This window comes from Pectobacterium odoriferum (genome assembly GCF_009931295.1).
GTDB classification, from domain to species: Bacteria; Pseudomonadota; Gammaproteobacteria; order Enterobacterales; family Enterobacteriaceae; genus Pectobacterium; species Pectobacterium odoriferum.
In genome coordinates this window covers 574,044-591,849 of record NZ_CP034938.1, presented here as the reverse complement: position 1 = coordinate 591,849, position 17,806 = coordinate 574,044, and the positions used below count along the sequence as shown (strand labels likewise).

Below are 17,806 nucleotides of genomic sequence, written 5' to 3'. Positions count from 1 at the left end.
TCCTACTGTCAGACGTCAGTCAGGCGCTTGCGATCGACCTTGCCGCTGCCGGTTTTCGGCAGCTTGTCGAGCACCACAATGCGCCCTGGCACCATGTAAGCTGGTAAGAACTGATGCAGCTGTTTGCGCAGCGCCAGTTTGGTCATCTCTGAGCCGGGTTTATACTCAACGTAGCCGACCAGTACCGCCTCATCCCCTTCCCCCTGAAGCTTGACGGCCGCATCCTGCACTTGTTCGATCCGTTTCAATTGCGCTTCGATCTCTCCTAATTCGATGCGAAATCCCCGTAATTTTACTTGATCGTCGAAGCGACCAAGATACTGATAACGATCGTCCGCCAGCAGCCGGACTTTATCGCCAGTGCGATACATTCGCTGCCCGGATTCCACCTGCTGAATAAAACGATCCTGCGTCAGATCGTCACGCAACCAGTATCCGCTACTCAGCGCTTCACCGAGAATGCACAGTTCGCCGACCATCCCTTCTTCTAACGGATGGCGATCGTCATCGATCACCAAATGCTGATAGCCCGCCAGCGTATTGCCCAAAGCAACCGTGTGCTGGTTTTCCAACGCGGCACCGTCGATCTGCGCCATCTGCGACCAAATTGTCGCTTCGGTTGGCCCATAGCAATTCCACAGCGTCCTGCAACGACTAACCAGACGCTGTGCCAGTCGCAGATCCAGCGCTTCACCGCCGCACAGCGCGACCAGATCGGATTTACCCTGCCAGCCCGCTTTGAACATCATGCGCCAGAAAGCGGGTGTGGCCTGCAATACGTTGATGTCCGGCCGAGCCTGCAAATACGCCGCGACCGCCTGCGGATCTTTGTATTCTTCATGCGTGGTCAGGTGCTGCACGCCACCGACCCACAGCGGCGCAAACACTTCCAACATGGAGATATCAAACGCCAGCGTGGTAATCAGCAGCCAGTTGGCTTTATCCGTTAACGCCAGCCGCTCTACACTGGCATGAATAAAGGTTTGCAGCGCCCGCTGACCAATCACAACGCCTTTTGGTTTCCCCGTCGAACCGGAGGTAAACATCATGTAGGCCGCCGTTTCCGGCCCACCGGCCCGCGCCAGCTGTACGCTCGCCGTGGAATCACTGGCCGCATACGGTAAATCGCAGAGGTTCAGTATCGGGCAGTCAAACGCCAGCGAACCGCCGGTATAGCCGTCCTGCAAGACCGCTGCCAACGCCGCCTCCTGCTGAATCGCCTGTAGACGCTCCCCCGGAAAATCCGGCTCCAGCGGCACAAACGTTACCTGAGAAAACAGGCAGGCCAGCAGCGCCGCGATGGTGTCAGGCTGGCGACTGAGATGCAGCCCCACACGCTGACCCGCAGCCACCCCCTGTGTAGCCAGTGCCTGTTGAATCAGCGCCACGCGTTGCAGCAGTTCCCGATAGCGAATTTCGCGATCCTGAAAGGCGATCGCCACGCAATCCTGACGCGCTTCCTGAGTCAGGCGCGCCAGCAGTTCATCGTGCAGCGCATGCGTCGTCGCCCGGTGCGGTAACATTGCCACCCGCGGACTGAGGCGGATCTGCGCCAGCCGTTCCCAGCGTGGTGCCAGTAGGCCATCAAGTAGCTGCGTGAGATGGCGAGCAATACGCTGTAGCTGCCGATTATCGAACTGCCCGTCAGGTGCGGTCAGAATGACCCGATCGTTTTGAACTTGTACGATCAGCGCAACATTTTGCGCCGCTTTTTGTACTACCACAGATAACGATGCCATCTCCCCCACGATCAGCAGGCTGCTAAACAGCGCGTGTTGGATGTCTGCTGCCAGAAGCTCTGACGCAGACTGAGGATCGCACGACGATCCCACGGCGGCGATCCACTCGCTGACGAGACGATCGCGCTGTTGAAAATGCACGATCAGCGGCCTTACGTTATCAGGACGATCGGCCGTGACGAGCGCGGCACACACCTGCTCTTCACCGCTGTATTTGTACAGTAGCCAGCTCCACGCCGCACTCACCAGCGGCGCGGGATAGTGCTGAATCAGCTCACTGCTGTGCCGCTGTTCACCATGCGCGGCACCCACCCGCTGCCCGAAGGCCGTGGGCTGTTGGATATCTGCCAGCGGGTTCTCCACTGCTTCATCGTTCCCTGTCATGACAGCGTTTCCTCATTGGCGGTAACCCTCGACTGTGCCAGATACCCGCTCAGCGCCTGCGGTGACGGGTAGCGTTGTAATAACGCCACGCTCACTGGTTGCGCTAACGCACGGCTCAATGCCTGTGCCAGCGCAATACGCTGGAGCGAATCGACACCGCTTTCACACAGCGTCTGTGACCAGAGGCCGGATTCACTGAGGCTAGGTTCACTGAGTTTCAGCGCCTGCGCCCACACGCGCAGCAGCGACTGGGCAGACGGCGTATCAGGCGAGCCAGCGCGGCTATCCGGCGTGACAGCCTGTTTCATCGCCGCATCTTCCACCTTATTATGTCCAACGATCTCGGCTGGCTGCTGCGGTGAGCTATTCACCAGCGCCACCACTTCGTCATGCCAGCGCATCAGCACCCGACGCGCCTGCGCACTGTCCAGCACATCGGCGTCAAACTCGAAGCGCAGCAGCATGCAGCCCGCCTGCTCACGCACCACCAGATTCAGCGGCATTTCGACTTTTTCATAGGCGGCGGAGAATTCGGGGGATAACCGATGCGGATCGTCAGCACGTTGGCCCTGCTCCGCTTTCGCGCCAGGATAATTTTCATAAATAAACAGGCTGTTGAACAGACGCGAACGTCCAGCCGTCAGTGCAATCAACGACTGCGTAGCATGCTGATTCATCGCCATCAGCTCATTCTGCAACTGCACCAGATGCTGTTGCAGCGATACCGGTTGCTGCCAGCTCAACGCCAGCGGCAGGCTGTTGATGTACAGACCTACGCTACTCGCCACGTCCTCCACCGGACTTTCCCTGCCCGACAGCACGTTGCCGACAATACTGACCGCATCGCCAGTCGAGCGCGCCAGCAGCCGGTGCCAGGCATATTGCGCAATAATGCTGTGCGTGACGCCCACCTCACGGGCAAAAGCGGTTAGCGTCGCCTGAGCCTGCTCGTTCAGGCTCACACCGGTGACCTGCGGTTCAACCTGCGTCAGATGCTGGCTGAGATCGGCGCGTTTCCCCGTCGCCGCAAACAGCATCGCCACATCGTTCGTCTGCACCAGAAGCGCTTGCCGCTGCTGCCAGAAAGCCTCAACGCCAGGCTGCTGCGCCACGGCGTGCAGCGCATGATCCACATAGGCGCGATCCACCTGAATCGCGGGTGTTTCGCCGTGCATGAATGTCTGGCCGTTCATCAGTAGCCGATAATCGCGGTGTACCGCACCCAGCAGCTGTGGCCCGCTCCAGCCATCAATCACGCTATGGTGACAGCTCAGGAGCACCCGGTAGTCCTGTTCGCCCAAACGGAAACAGGCAATGCGCAACAGCGGCGGCTGCGACAAGTCAAATCCTGAACGTAAATCCTGCTGGCGATAGCGCTCGATGACCGCCAGTGGATCGGCGTCCTGCGCCACATCCTGATAGTAGAAAGGCAGGTCTGCCCGCTTCACAATCACCTGCACGCTGGCATATTCGCTTTCCAGTGCGGCACGCAGCGCTGGGAAACGCTGAATCTGACGCTGCCAGGCCTGACGATAACCTTCCACATCCAGCGCCTGCGCATAGCGAATCGGCGTTTGAAGATGATAAGCATCATCCTGCGGACAGCGCAGGCGGTGATACAACATCGACTGCTGGAGCGATGACAGCGGCAACAAGGTGTCGATGTCATAACGCTGCGACAGGCTATCGAGTTGCGTCTGGCTCAGCACAACCGCCGGGAAATCACTGGGGGTAAAGGCCGTGCCGTGGTGCAACTGGGCCAGACAAGCTGCCGTCAGCGCCCGCAGATTCTCCGTCAGTCGCACCATCAGACGTTCGCTGTCGCGCTGATTGAGGCAGCCGACCTGACGCAGCGTTAACTGCCCGCCAGCAATACCGCCGTGAAGACTGATAACCTCCGCCGGTTTATTCTCTGGAGACACACAGCAGCCCGGCGCGACGTCAACCGGACGCCATGTGCCAGCAGCCTGAACCGACAGCCCGAGGTAGTTGAACACAATCGGCGACAGTGTCAGCGCATTGCCCTGCGGATGGTAGTAGCGTAACGGGTTAAACCCAACGCCTTTATCCGGCACCTGACGCAGCTGTTCCTTGCTGGATTTAATCAGGGAAGCCCAATCAGGCTTATCTTGCAGGCACACCGGATAGGTGCTGGTAAGCCACCCCACCGTGCGGCTGACATCCAGCGTCGGATCAATCGCTTCGCGGCCGTGCCCTTCCAGCATGATGCGCGCGTTGTCGCCCCAGCCGAGATCGTTTAGCGTGCGGGTTAGTGCCGCCAGTAGCAAATCGCTAACTTCGGTATTAAAGGCACGATTGGCCTCACTCGCCAGTTGGCCTGTGGTTTCAGCATCCAGCGTCAGAATCGCGGCGCTGGCCTGGCCCTGCGGATCTTTCGCCGCCAGCAGCGCTGCCTGATCCACGCCGTCTTCCTGCGCCTGCCAGTACGTTAACTGATCCGCATGCTGTGTAGCGTAGTTATGCAGCGCTGTCCCCCACTGGCGATAGCTCGACGTTTTCGGCGCCAGCGCTTCACCGAGGTACAGCCGCTCCAGATCGTCAACCAGAATGCGCCAGGATACAGCGTCAATCACCAGATGGTGGAAAGCGAGGAACACCGCCGTGTCCGCCTGCGGATGGTGTCGCACCAGCGCACACCCCATCGTTCTTCCCTGCGCGGGATCGAATTCACTCTGCAACGCGGTAAACGCCTGTTGCAGGCCGTCATCGCCAAGCTGGCGATAATCCAGCGTCGACACAACAGGGCAAGGCACCTCCGTCAGATAACGTTGCCCGTCGGCATCACAAGCCAGACGCAGCGCGTCATGCTGCGCCATCAGCGCCTGCAACAGCGTGGTAAGTCGTTCGGTATCCACGTCCGGCAGTTGGATCATCGCCGCCTGATTCCAGTGTTCTGGACGTGCCAGCGGCTGCTCCATAAACCAGCGCTGAATCGGCAGCAGCGCGAATTCGCCTTCCAGCGTGCCCTGCTCCGCGACAATGCCTGTGTCACGGTTATTCTGCGCCAGCACGCGGCACAGACGCCGCACGCTCTTCGCTTCGAAAACGTCCTTCACCGTGCAGACATAGCCCGCACTGCGCAGGCGGGTGGTCAGTTGGATACTGAGAATGGAATCACCGCCTAAGCGGAAGAAATCGTCTTCAACGCCCAACGGCGTATTCAGCACGCTGCGCCAAATCGCCAGCACATCGGCTTCCAGCGGATTATCGGCTTCGCCGTCGCCCTCGCTGGTTTCCAGCACCGGCGGCAGCTGTTTCGTATCGAGCTTGCCGTTCGGCGTCAGCGGCATGTCTTCTAGCAGAATCAGTCGGAACGGCACCATGTATTCTGGCAGATGCTTTGCGACATCAATCAGCACGGCGGCGGGTTCCGGCGTGCTGCTGCCCGCTTTCACCGTGCCATAGGCAACCAACGCCGGACGGTTTCCCACCTGTGCCACGATGACTTTAACCTGTTTCAGAGACGGGCATACTGCCGCCAACTGTGCCTCGATTTCACCCGGTTCAATGCGGTAGCCGCGCAGCTTGATCTGCTCATCAATACGGCCACAGTATTCATAGTCGCCGTTGTTCAGCAGTCTGGCCTTGTCGCCCGTGCGATAAATGCGCAGCGTCGCCGTGCCGTGTTCGACATTATTCACGTCATTCAACGTGATGTGTTCAAAGCGGCTGGCCGTCATTTGTGGCTGGTTGAGGTAGCCACGCGCCAGCCCAAGCCCCGCAAGACACAGCTCTCCCGGTACGCCTGCCGGACACAGTTGCCCGGCCGCATCCAGAATCAGCGCCTGAATATGAGTAAGCGGTTTACCGATAGTGACAGGCTGGCCTTTGCGCAGACGGGTGCTCAACGCCGTGACGGTACACTCCGTCGGCCCGTACATGTTGTACAGCGCCACCTTATCAGCCCAGTTTTCCACCACTGCGTTCGGGCAGGCTTCTCCGCCCATGCCAATCGCCTGAATGCCCTTAACCTGCTGTGGATCGAGAATCGACATCAGCGCCGTCGGCAGGATCAGATGTGTCGCGCCCGCCTGTTCGGCCTGCATAATCGCCCGATCGTTGGGTTCGCCAAACGCCAGCGTGCCACCGCTGCTCAGCGGCAGCAGCGTCGTCATGTTACCGGCGTCAAACGAGAGCGACATGCAGTTGAACATGGTGCTTTGCGGCGTGAACGCGATGCGATCGCGATGATCGTCCAGTAGATTGATCAGCGAACCGTGTTCGATCATGACGCCCTTCGGCAAACCGGTCGATCCCGAGGTGTAGATCACCTGTGCCAGTTGCTGTGCATGGCGCGGAATAGCTGGCGGTTCATCGCCCGGCAGATCGTGCCACTGCGCGACAACCGTAGGATCGGTCAGATCGATGCACTGTTCGGCAGACCACTGCGCCAGTTGCTGCCCATCGCCGCCGAGAATGACGGCAAGATTGGCATCGGTAATGATGTGGCGCAGCCGCTCCGGCGGATAGTCGGGATCCAGCGGCACATAGGCAGCACCCGCTTTCCAGATAGCCAGCAGCGCAATGACAAAATAGCGATCGCGTTTCGCCAGCACGCCAACCAGCGACTGTTCGCCCAGCCCCTGACGGTGCAGCCAATGCGCCAGCTGATTCGCCTGCCTGTTCAGTTCGGCATACGTCAGCGTATCCGTGCGCTGTTCACCATCAAAAGCAATCGCCAGCTGCTGTGGAGCGCACTGTGCCATCGCTTCAATCACATCGGTTACCGTCAACTGTGGCTGCGGATAGCTACGCGGCAGTTGCTGACTTTCCGCCAGCACGGCAGCAAACCGCTCCGCTTCCATCAGCGGCAGGTGCCAGACATCGGTTTCGGGGGCCTCAACGACGGCTTCAATCAGCCGGATAAAGCGGTCGGCGTAATACTGGATCGTCTGGCGCTCAAACAGCGCAGTAGCAAACAGCCAGTCCAGCCGCACCTCGCCCATCAGCTCCGTCACCTTGACCGAAATATCGGTCTTGGCAGGCAGCACGGGCGAGGTTTCTTCCGCCGCATCACAACCGGGGATCAGATCGTTGAAATCTACTTTGGCCTGATAAACCAGCATCACCTGGAAGATCGGGTTGATCGCAGTGGTGCGATCGGAACCGATCGCCTCGCTTAATGCTTCAAAACGGTAGAGTTGATGATCGAAAGCCGACAGATCCTGCTCGCGGCAGTATTGCAGGTAATCCACGAAACTCTGGCTGTCCTGCAACTGGGTGCGCAGCACGATGGTGTTAACGAAAAAGCCGACGACATCTTCGATATCCGGCCGCTCGCGGTAGGCCAGTGGTGAACCAATCACGATATCTTTCTCGCCGCTGATGCGCGCCAGCATCAAGGAAAACACTGCATGCAGACCAATGAAATTAGACGTGTTATAACGCTGGCACAGGCGCTTGAATTTATCCCACAGATCGTTGTTGATCGCGGAGAAGATCACCTCCCCACCGCTGTTCTGATGCGCCGGACGCGGTTTATCCAGCGGCAGACTGTGCACTTCGGGGATCCCCGTCAGACGCTCAACCCAGAACGGTTTGAATTCGTTGTGGTAATCCAGAAACGAGGCGGAATTAAACCAGTGCGCGTAATCGATATAGTTAAGTTGGGTCGGTTCGACGGGATGAGGCTGGCGATTTTGACAAGCAAGAAAAGCCGGTTTGAAGTCCGCGAACATATTCTTCACCGACCAACCATCGGAAATAATATGGTGCTGGGTGATCAGCAGAATGTGCACCCGTTCGCTCATCTTCACCAGCCGCACGCGGGTAAGATCGCCCGCCGTGAGATCGAACGGACGGCTGATTTCTGCTTTCACCTGCTGCTGCAAACGCCCTTCCCGTTCGGCTTCCGGCAACCGTGAGAAGTCATCATGCTGTATCACAAACGGTTGATACGCATCGATACGCTGTTCACCCTTGCCTTGTTCATTGACCACAAAACGGGTGCGCAAGCTGGCATGGCGCTGCGCCAGCGCGTCAAAGGCAAACTCCAGCGCCGCCACATCCAGCGTGCCGGTCAGCCGAAAATAGACCGGCATATTGTAGAGGTGTGATTGCTCTTCGTACTGTTCGATAAACCACAGCCCGCTCTGTGATGACGACAGCGGGCCAGACGTCGCATTCTGCGGCGTGATGGGGCGCTCAAACGCCTGCTGCGCCGTCAGACAACGCACAATGGCGTCTTTGTTTTCCTTAATCGTGCGCCCAATCTCTGCCGTGATCGCGTCTTTGTTGGACTGCGAAATCAGCTGCCCCTGTGCATTCAACGCCAGACGAACGCCCTGCCGTTCCAACTGTTTTAACAGCGTTACGATATCTTTCATGACTTATCACTCTCTCAGCAAATCAGGCCGTCAGCGTTGCCCCGCCATCCACCACCACATCCTGCATGGTGATGTGGCTGGCCAGATCGGAAGCCAGAAAAACCACGGTATTGGCGATCTCTTCCGGCTGAGCGATCTTGCCCAGAGGAATTCCCAGTTTGTACTGGTCAGGAAAGCCCGCGATAGTGCGCTGCTCAGCATCCGCACTGTGCCACATGCCGCGCTGCATCGGCGTATCCGTCGATCCCGGCGACACCAGATTGCAGCGCACGCCGTAAGGCGCTAACTCCAGACCCGCACAGTGAGACAGGCTGGTGAGCGCCGCTTTTGACGCGCAGTACGCCGCCATTTGCATACGGGGAACATGAGCGGCATTGGAGCCGACGCAGACAATCGCGCCACGGCGCTGCTGCTTGAAATGCGGAACCAGTGCGTTCAGCAGGTAAAACGCACCAGAGGCGTTAACGTTAATACACTGGTGCCAGTCGTCCACGCTCAGCGCGTCGATATCACCGAGACGCAGAATCCCAGCGGCATTGACCAGAACGTCTAGCCCAGTTTCCGCCAACTGCTGGCGACACACCGCCGCCACGCTGTCCGGCTCGCTGATATCCAGCGTCACACAGCTAAACGGATGATCGTCATGTCGGAATGCGCGATCGAAGCCGATCACGTTCGCGCCCAGCGCGACAAACTGGCGGGCAATGCTTTCGCCAATGCCGCTCGCCGCCCCGGTTACCCAGACGGTCTTGCCGCTGAAATCAAACTGAAGAGGTTGTGCCTTGTTCATCATTTTCCCTACCACACCATTTCCACGCTGTTTTCATCCTGTGACAGCCTGTCGTCCAGATAGCGGCAGAAGTCGCTGAGCTGGGGATGATCGAACACATCAGACACCTTGATGCTGACGGAAAATTCGGCAGCCAGACGATTAACGATCTGGATGGTCTGCAATGACTGTCCGCCCAGTTCGAAGAAGTTATCTCGCGATTGGATCCCCGACACGCCGAGGATCTGCTGCCAGATGGCGCTGACCCGGTTCTCGGTTTCGCTGGCTAACGCCTGCGCAGGTGCCTCGTCGCGGTATTCCGCCAACAGACGTTTGCGATCGACCTTGTTAGAGCCGGTTTTTGGCAACTGACGGAAGGCGCGGTAATCGGTCGGGATCATCGCTGGCGGCAGCACGCTGCTCAGGCGCTGCTTCAGCGCACGTGCATCGATCTCGCCCGCTTTCGTGGCGACAAACGCCACCAGACGCCGCACGCCGTTAGGGTAAACAATGCCCTGTACGCAGGCTTCATCAACGTCCGGCTGCGCCAGCAGATGGGCTTCAACTTCCCCCGGCTGGATCCTGTAGCCGCTGATTTTAAATTCGTTATCCATACGCCCGAGGTACAGCAGCTGTCCTTTTTCCAGCCGCACTCTGTCGCCAGTGCGGTAAGCCGGAAGACCCTGATCGCCCACCGCTATTTGCGTAAACGCCGTGTGTTCTGTACCGATATAACCCGCCGCCAGCGTTGGCCCCAGCAGCACCAGTTCTCCTTCCGCCGCAGGGCGATCGCCCGCTGCCAAAATCAGCGCGTTGACGCCCGCCAACGGCAGACCAATAGGAAGCTGCGCCACGTCGGCAGACTGCGTTTGCAGATCGCAACTGGTCGCGACTACCGTGGTTTCGGTGGGGCCATAGGTATTGATTAAGCGCAGCGTATTCGGTGCATGACGCTGCCACTGCGCCAGCTGTTCGGGGTACACCGCTTCACCGCCGATGATGATGGCACGCAGTGCGGAAGGCATGGCCAGCGTGCCGGTTTTCAGCCCCACTACCCATTCATTCCAGAATGCCGTTGGCAGATCGAGCAGCGTAATCGCCTGCTCTTCGACCTGTTCGACAAAGGTCGGAATCGATTCCAGCATCTCATCGGTGCGCAGCACCAGCGTCGCCCCGCTGGTCAGCGTCGCAAAAATTTCTTCGATGCTGGCATCAAAATTGAACGGGGCAAATTGCAGCACGCGATCCGCCGCACGCAGGCCGTAGCGCTGACGTGCCGCCGCCGTGAAGTGATCCAACGCGCTGGCGCCGATCTCCACACCTTTCGGCAATCCGGTCGATCCCGATGTGAACATAACATAGGCAATCTGCCCGTCTCTCGCTTCCACAGGCGGTAGCGCGGCGGCCTGTGCGTTGGATGACAGAAGATGCCCCGCCAGAACGATCTCGCCGGAAAAGACCGACGCCAGCCGATGCTGGTAGTCCGCCTGCGTCACAATTGTACTCAGCCCAGCAATCTGGATGATGTGCTGCTGACGTTCACGCGGCTGTTCAGGATCGAGCGGCACATACACCGCACCGCACTGCATCACGGCCAGCAGGCAAATGATGGTTTCAGGACTACGGTTCAGCATAATGCCGATGCGTTCGCCGGGCTGAATGCCGCGCTCATGCAGTGCCGCAGCAGCCTGATCGCTCAGATCCAGCAATTGCTGGTAGCTGTACTGTCGATCGCGCTGCGTCAGCGCCGGATGGTTCGGGTTTTTACGCGCCTGTTTGGCGATCGCCGTCAGAACCGGTTCGGCAAATGGCTCAGGCTCGCGGCTGGTGATCAGCGACAGTTCGCGTTCTTCACGCAACCAACGTCCCAGCAGTTCGCCACTGGTCTGCTGCGGCTGTGCCAGCCAGCGTTGAAGCAGCGTGAACAGGGTTTCTTGCAGACTGGCAAGCGCTTCCGCGCTGTAACAAGCTGGGTTAGCATCAAAATCCAGCACCGGTGTGCCATCCGGTTTGAAATGGATCTCGATCGTCAGATCTTCTACTGGCCCGGCACTGAGATTCAGAGTGCTGGATGACAGCGATCCGTAATTGAGCGGATGATCGAACGGCATGATATTGATCAGCGGACCGAAGAGGCGCTGTTCGCCGCCGACGCGGTTCAGATCGCGCCGTAAGTGCTCATAGCGATAATGCTGATGACGACGCAGCGTGCGCTTGGTACGGGCAACCTGCTGCGCCAGTGTGACAAAGTCCGCCTGCTCATCCACCTGAATGCACAGCGGCACGATATTCATCTGCATGCTCGGCACCGTCAGCGAGGCGGAACCGATACGGTTCATCACCATCATGCCGAACGTCAGCCTGTCGCTGCCGGACACCAGCTTGAGGTGCGTCGCCAGCATCGCCAAAAACAAATCCGGCCAGCTAATTTTGTTGCCTTCACACAGCGCCGTCAGCGGCTGCCAGATATCCGCCGGCAACACGCTGCTTTGGCGTAAAAAACGCGCCGCGATCGGGGCTTTCTTCTCGCTGAAGCTGGCCGGTTCCGGCATTGCGTTCAGCGTTTCTAGCCAGAAATCACGCGCCTGCACCGTCTGCCCGCTGGCATCACGCAGTTGCTCTTCTTCCAGTACCTCGCTGAACGGGCCGAACTCCGCCATCGCCACGGGTTGCCCCGCCGTCAGCGCGGTATAGATCTGGGCGATGCGTTGAAACAGCATCGTGGTGCCAAAGCCGTCCAGCGCAATGTGGTGAACGCAGCTATAGAGAAAATCACGCTTTTCACCACACAGCAGCGCAAAGCGACAGGGTAACCCGTTCAGCAGATCCAGCGGCTGGGCGATTTCCTCACGCGCCCAGTGGCGTATCGTCTGCTCTTCATCCGTCATCGGCGCAGGTAACAGTTCAATAATCGGCAGCACGTCGATCGGCACCGGCAGTTGTGAAGCCACAAAGCCGATTTCCGGCTGGTCGGTATGTTCACCCGCAATTTCAACAAACTGGCAATACAGGCACTCGCACTCCATGACTGCCTGACGGATCGCGCTCAGCATGGCTTCACTATCGACCTTGCCATCAAACGCGATGCACTCCGCCGTGTTGAACGTCGCTTTATCATCGTTCAGGGCATGACCCAGCCACAGCCCGCGCTGCGCAACGCTCAAGGGCTTCATGATGTGGCTCCCTGCTGTTTTTCGATCAGCGCCCACCAGGCATTCAGGCTAGGGTTACGCGCCAGATCGACAAAGCTCAGCGTGATGCCCTGATTGCGCCATTCGGTTAGCAGCGCCATCATGCGTACCGAATCCAAACCGTAGTCAATCAGGTTCTCATCTTCATCGAACTGATCTTCTTCTTCGTCGATCAAGGTCAGCAGGTGCGCTCTCAGTCCTTGTTTCGTCAGTGCCTGTGCCATTTTTGCTCCTGTGAGTTCTGCCGTGCTAACCACCCGTCCGGCGCGCGTCGCCACATATTTCAGCGCCATCTGGTGTTCCTGAAGTGAGAAATCCGCCACCGCATCGCCGACCATGAACGGCTTGATGTCGCGCATGAAGGCATCCGTTGCGGTAATCATGCATCCGATATGTCCGTAAACGCCGCAGATAATCAGCTGATCTTTGCCCATCTCTTTCATCATCGGTTCCAGCGGCGAACGGTGGAAGGCGCTGTAGCGCCACTTCACCAGCACCGTGTCGTGCTCATCCGGTGCCAGCGCGCTCACGACACGCTGTTTTTCAGGATGATTATTCAGCCCTGCGCCCCACATGTCGTTCAGCAGCGCCCGGTCAGCCGCACTTTGTGCATTCGGCTGCGCGGTATACACCACCGGAATCCCCTGTGCTTTGCAGTAGGTTCGCAACGCCACAATGTTCTCAATCAGTTGCTGCGCCAGCGGGCTGTCCGCGCCATAGAAATTCACGAAATAGTCCTGCATGTCGTGAATCAGCAGCACCGCGCGTTCAGGCTCAAACGCCCAGGAAACCTTGTTCTCAGGGAAATCCTGTGCGCGCGGCAGGGGATAAGAAGCAATAGAAGGGATTGCCATCACAAAATCCTTATTTATTTTGAACACCAAGTTGGGTTTTGAGTGCTAAGTTGGGTCTGGATGCGCTGACGGAGTGATTTCTTATCAATCTTGCCGACTGGCGTAACGGGTAAGGTGTCGATCATCTCGAAGCGGTCCGGCAATTTGAATTCAGCAATACCCTGATTACGCAGATATTTTCTTAACGTGATGGCTTTCAGCGAGGGATCGTTGACCACCAGAAAAGCGCAGCTCTTTTCACCCATAACCGGATCGGGCATGGACACCAGCGCGGCATGGAGAATGCCATCATGCTTGAGCAGCAGGTTTTCGATCTCTTCAGCGGCAATCTTTTCACCGCCGCGGTTAATCTGATCTTTTTCCCGCCCGACCACGCGCAAATAGCCATCTTCGGTCATCTGCACCACATCGCCCGAGTGGTAAAAACCGTCACTATCAAAAGCGCGGGCATTGTGTTCCGGGCTGCGGTAATAACCGCGGAAGGTATACGGACCGCGCGTTGCCAGTAGCCCCGCTTCGCCTCTCGGCACCGGATTACCGTCGATATCCAACACCTTCACTTCATCGTCTGGGCTCATCGGATAGCCCTGCGTGGTGAAAGTGTGCTCGTCGCTGTCGTCCAGTCGGGTGTAGTTCACCAGCCCTTCCGCCATGCCGAGCACCTGCTGTAGCTGACAGCCCAGCACCGCCGGAATACGACGGGCGACGGTTTCACTCAGCTTCGCGCCGCCTACCTGCAAGATCTTCAGGCTACGCAGCGCGCCACCAAACTGTTCGGCTGCCTGGATCCACAGCGCGGCAGCGGGCGGCACCAGCGAGGTAATATCGATCTGATGGCGTTCGATCAGCGGAAAACAGGTCATCGCCCCCGGATCCGGTGCCAGCACGACACGTCCACCGGCGTAGAACACACCGAGCGAACCGGGCGAACTTAACGGGAAGTTATGTGGCGCAGGCAACGCGCACAGATAGCGGGTGTGTGGCGTCAGCTCGCAAATTTCCACGCTGCGGCGCACGCTGTAGTAATAATCATCATGGGTACGGGGAATCAGCTTTGGCGTGCCGGTACTGCCGCCAGAAAGCTGGAAGAAAGCCACCTGCCCCGACGCAGAAGGCTGATACTGGCTGGTCGACGCGTACGGTTGCAGCCAGTCCGTCAGACTGTGCCCCAGCGGGCTGTCGCCGAGCATCACCACCGTTTGCAGGCGGGGAACCTGCGTCTGTAGCCGATCCAGAAATTCACCGTTGCCAAACAGCGAATGTTCGGCCGAGGCGATCAGTAGGCGTGGTTCGATCTGCGTGGCATACGACAGCAGCTCCAGCTTGTTATGGCTGAACAGTGCGTTAACCGGTGCGACGCCCATTTTCAGCAACGCAAAAAAGGTCAGGTAGAACTCTGCCACGTTCGGCAACTGCACCAGCGCGGTGTCGCCACAGCGCAGGCCGCTTTCAGTCAGGCGCGATGCCAGTGCGGAAGACTGTCGATCCAGCTCCCGATAGCTCCACTGCCGCTCGCCGCACACTACCGCAACGGCGTCAGGTTGCGTCGCCAGATGACGTTCCCAGGCATCCGTGAGCGGCAGGCCAACCCAGTACCCCTTGTCGCGATAACGCTGTGCCAGTTCCTCTGGCCAGGGCGTAAATTCAATGCTCATAGTCCATCCACACCTGAGTTAAGCCCAAACGCATTCAGCATCGTGTTTAATTTGGCGGCGGTTTCAGCCCATTCGTCCTCGGGGACGGACGCCTCAACAATGCCCGCACCGGCAAACAGGCGGACTTTGTTGTGTTTGATGGTGCCGCAGCGAATCGCTATCGCCCATTCACCATCGCCGTTGGCATCACACCAGCCGACGATGCCGCTGAATACGCCACGATCGTGCGGTTCCAGCTCGGCGATCAACTGACGCGCTTCCTGCGTGGGAAAGCCGCACAGTGCGGGAGTAGGATGGAGCTGGCAGGCAACCTGAAGTGCCGTCATCTCTGGGTTCGTCAGTTCACCGCGGATAGCGGTAGACAAATGCCACATAGAAGCGGTGCTCATTAGCGAAGGGGTTGAAGGAATGGTTAACGACGAGCACAGTGGCATCAGGCGTTGGCGGATGTCATCCACCACCAGCTTATGCTCGTGCTTGTCTTTACCCGATTTCAGCAGGCGCTGGCTGTTCAGGTAATCCAGATGTTCATCGTTCATCCGTCGCGCCGATCCCGCCAGCGGATTAGAAACAATGACGTTCCCCTGCTTGCGCACCAGCAGTTCCGGGCTCGCGCCCAGCAATACCGAACCATCCGGCAGCGGCAGTGAGAAGTGGTATCCACCCGCGTTCTGCACCATCAGGGTATTGAGGATCGTTTGCGCCTTAACGGGGCTCGTCAGCTCAATGTCCAAAACGCGTGACAGCACCGCTTTGCTCAGTTCACCACGGCGGAACCGCTCAACCGCCTCTGCCACGATGGACTTGAACTGACATTCGTCCGGGACGCTGTTTAACGTTAGTGCGGTAGGGCCCGCAGCTGTGTGCTTACGGGCGCGGCTGACGAGTTCAGATTTCGTCGTAACGGCATAACTATCAGGGATATAGAGACAAGATGGTTGCGTGGTATCAAAGGGAATCGCCCCCACAACAATAGGCAGCGACTGCCCTGCCTGACGCGCTCGCTGGAATGCCTGCGCGATTGCAGGGCTAAGCCTGTCATCGTGCGAGCCAGGAACACAAACAGGGGACGAAATACGTTCAAATAAGCCTGAAGTAGACAGGCTTCGGTGTTCCGATGCATATAAAAAAGCGGTCTGTTCCGAATAGGTTAGCCCGCTAAATGCTTCAGTTTTTGTAATCAGTGTATCCACAAGACAGCTCCTGCGCTCGCAAATCAAATACCAATGATTATTAAAATCATTATCATTTATATTAAGCGCAGTTAAATTACACTGAAGTAACGTGTTCGGTCAATCCTTCCACAAAATGGTTATTCACGCCTATTAATTAGGGGTTATATTGATGTTAATCAATTTTTTTGTTCATGTTTCATAATGGGTAATGGTTAGCAACAAGAATGTATTGATTATAAAACCCACATCACAGGTGATAATGAAAATACTTATCATTTATTGTCAGAGAAATTAAGCTGCGCTAGACTGCGCAAATATTTTACTATTTATGTCTAAATGTGAGCCTGTCATGGATGAAAGCATGTACCGCCCGCACACCCGATCCGTTGTGCATCTGGCGCTGCTCATTAATATGCTTTCCCTCGGTAGCTTGATGATGGTGATGCCGCTAGGCCCCGATTTCGTTAGCGCACTGTCTATGGATGCTAAGAACATCGGCTACATTAGCGGCGGTGCAACGTTTGCCTCCGCCATCGTCGGCTTCCTCGCCGCTCCCTATCTGGACAGATTTAACCGTAAACATGCTCTGATCGTGCTGCTAACGCTGCGCTTTGGCCTGACGGCAGCCTGCATGTTTGCCACCAGCCAAACCGATCTTTTGCTGCTGTTTATTCTGGCGGGCTGTGTTGCTGGGCCGGCATCCGGTGTCTTGATGGCTGCGGTTGTCGATATTGTGCCGGCCAACGAACGCGGAAAGCAGCTGGCCTATGTCGGCATGAGTTTTTCGCTCGCGGCGATTGTCATCATGCCGCTGTCGCTGGAACTGGCGCACCGAATTAACTGGCAAGCGCCGTTTTATATTTTCGGCCTCGGCGGTCTGCTACTGGCGCTGTTAGTGCTGTGGTTTTTTCCTTCCATGCCGCCGACGCACCGGGTTCAGCAAGGTTCGTCACCCGCGACAGCGAACGCTTCGGTATTACATGACCTGCTGGCATCGCCTCTTTTCCTGTTGGGGTTGACGATCATGTCGCTGCAAATGTTCGGTCATTTCCTGCTGATTCCCCACTTTTCCAACTACTTTCAGTTCAATCTGGCCTTCCCGCGGGATGATATTTCCCTGCTCTATCTCTGCGGCGGGCTGGCCAGCATGGTGACCATGCAGCTGTGCGGCAATCTGTTGGATCGAGGATATGCCAGCCGGACGATTGTCGTCACGACGCTGCTGCTGGCCGTTGTGATTCTCTGCGGTTTCGTTCTGCCTTTTTCACTTTCCCTGTATCTGGTGTTCACCCTGTTCATGGCGCTCAGCGCAGCCCGCTCCAGCAGCACGCTGGCAATTACCGCCGGTATTCCGCTACCGCATCAGCGCGCCGCGTTCATGTCCTATCAGGGAACCGCTGCCAACGTGGCATCTGGGCTTGCCAGCGTCGCTTCTGCCGCTTATCTGAGCACCTCTGCCGAGGGAAAAATTGACGGATTCTCGCAGCTCGCTATCGCCAGCACCGTATTTGCGCTGGCCGCCATGCTGCTGACCCTGCGCTTAATTCCGCAGTTGGCTGAACGCAGCCGAAAGATGGCCGCACGCCAGCCTGCACAGGCTACAGGGCAATAAACCGATCGATTCACGTAACAATACACGTAATACAACACGCTATTTATAGGGATGTTTTTTCCACTCTTTGATGGGGTCTT

At 57.7% G+C, this 17,806-nt stretch carries 8 protein-coding genes; 1 reads left to right on the top strand and 7 read right to left on the bottom strand.

Annotated elements, in window-relative coordinates; translation table 11 throughout:
- Window positions 1–8 precede the first annotated feature (8 nt).
- From EO763_RS02640 to EO763_RS02610, 7 genes are read right to left on the bottom strand one after another with little or no spacing between them, the layout of a single operon-like run.
- A complete protein-coding gene (locus tag EO763_RS02640; RefSeq protein WP_161528005.1) occupies window positions 9–2,123 on the bottom strand; it encodes an amino acid adenylation domain-containing protein in 2,115 nt (704 codons plus the stop codon).
- Window positions 2,120–8,470, bottom strand: a complete 6,351-nt coding sequence (locus EO763_RS02635) for a non-ribosomal peptide synthetase (protein ID WP_161528004.1) — start codon at window positions 8,468–8,470, stop codon at window positions 2,120–2,122. Before EO763_RS02635 ends, EO763_RS02640 begins: the two co-directional genes overlap by 4 nt.
- A gap of 22 nt (window positions 8,471–8,492) precedes the next feature.
- Window positions 8,493–9,263, bottom strand: a complete 771-nt coding sequence (gene dhbA / locus EO763_RS02630; RefSeq protein ID WP_010303090.1) for a 2,3-dihydro-2,3-dihydroxybenzoate dehydrogenase — start codon at window positions 9,261–9,263, stop codon at window positions 8,493–8,495.
- A gap of 5 nt (window positions 9,264–9,268) precedes the next feature.
- Window positions 9,269–12,412 carry a non-ribosomal peptide synthetase gene (locus EO763_RS02625; RefSeq protein ID WP_161528003.1) on the bottom strand — a complete coding sequence of 1,048 codons (3,144 nt, stop codon included), beginning with the start codon at window positions 12,410–12,412 and terminating at the stop codon, window positions 9,269–9,271.
- Entirely contained in the window at window positions 12,409–13,284 is an 876-nt protein-coding gene (locus EO763_RS02620) for an isochorismatase (protein ID WP_161528002.1), read from the bottom strand. Before EO763_RS02620 ends, EO763_RS02625 begins: the two co-directional genes overlap by 4 nt.
- A 14-nt stretch (window positions 13,285–13,298) precedes the next feature.
- On the bottom strand, window positions 13,299–14,939 hold the full coding sequence (locus EO763_RS02615) for a (2,3-dihydroxybenzoyl)adenylate synthase (RefSeq protein WP_161528001.1): 1,641 nt from the start codon (window positions 14,937–14,939) through the stop codon (window positions 13,299–13,301).
- Complete coding sequence (locus tag EO763_RS02610) at window positions 14,936–16,132, bottom strand: isochorismate synthase (RefSeq protein ID WP_161528000.1); 1,197 nt, start codon at window positions 16,130–16,132, stop codon at window positions 14,936–14,938. Before EO763_RS02610 ends, EO763_RS02615 begins: the two co-directional genes overlap by 4 nt.
- A 343-nt stretch (window positions 16,133–16,475) precedes the next feature.
- Here EO763_RS02610 and EO763_RS02605 point away from each other — a divergent pair, with 343 nt between their 5' ends.
- A complete protein-coding gene (locus tag EO763_RS02605; RefSeq protein ID WP_161527999.1) occupies window positions 16,476–17,726 on the top strand; it encodes an MFS transporter in 1,251 nt (416 codons plus the stop codon).
- Window positions 17,727–17,806: the final 80 nt, after the last annotated feature.

What these genes read in the sequence shown, in the direction of transcription:
- EO763_RS02635 (WP_161528004.1), bottom strand. Translation starts at nt 8,470, where the DNA reads ATGAAAGATATCGTAACGCTGTTAAAACAGTTGGAACGGCAGGGCGTT.
- EO763_RS02640 (WP_161528005.1), bottom strand. Translation starts at nt 2,123, where the DNA reads ATGACAGGGAACGATGAAGCAGTGGAGAACCCGCTGGCAGATATCCAA.
- EO763_RS02605 (WP_161527999.1), top strand. Translation starts at nt 16,476, where the DNA reads ATGTACCGCCCGCACACCCGATCCGTTGTGCATCTGGCGCTGCTCATT.
- EO763_RS02625 (WP_161528003.1), bottom strand. Translation starts at nt 12,412, where the DNA reads ATGAAGCCCTTGAGCGTTGCGCAGCGCGGGCTGTGGCTGGGTCATGCC.
- EO763_RS02620 (WP_161528002.1), bottom strand. Translation starts at nt 13,284, where the DNA reads ATGGCAATCCCTTCTATTGCTTCTTATCCCCTGCCGCGCGCACAGGAT.
- EO763_RS02615 (WP_161528001.1), bottom strand. Translation starts at nt 14,939, where the DNA reads ATGAGCATTGAATTTACGCCCTGGCCAGAGGAACTGGCACAGCGTTAT.
- dhbA (WP_010303090.1), bottom strand. Translation starts at nt 9,263, where the DNA reads ATGATGAACAAGGCACAACCTCTTCAGTTTGATTTCAGCGGCAAGACC.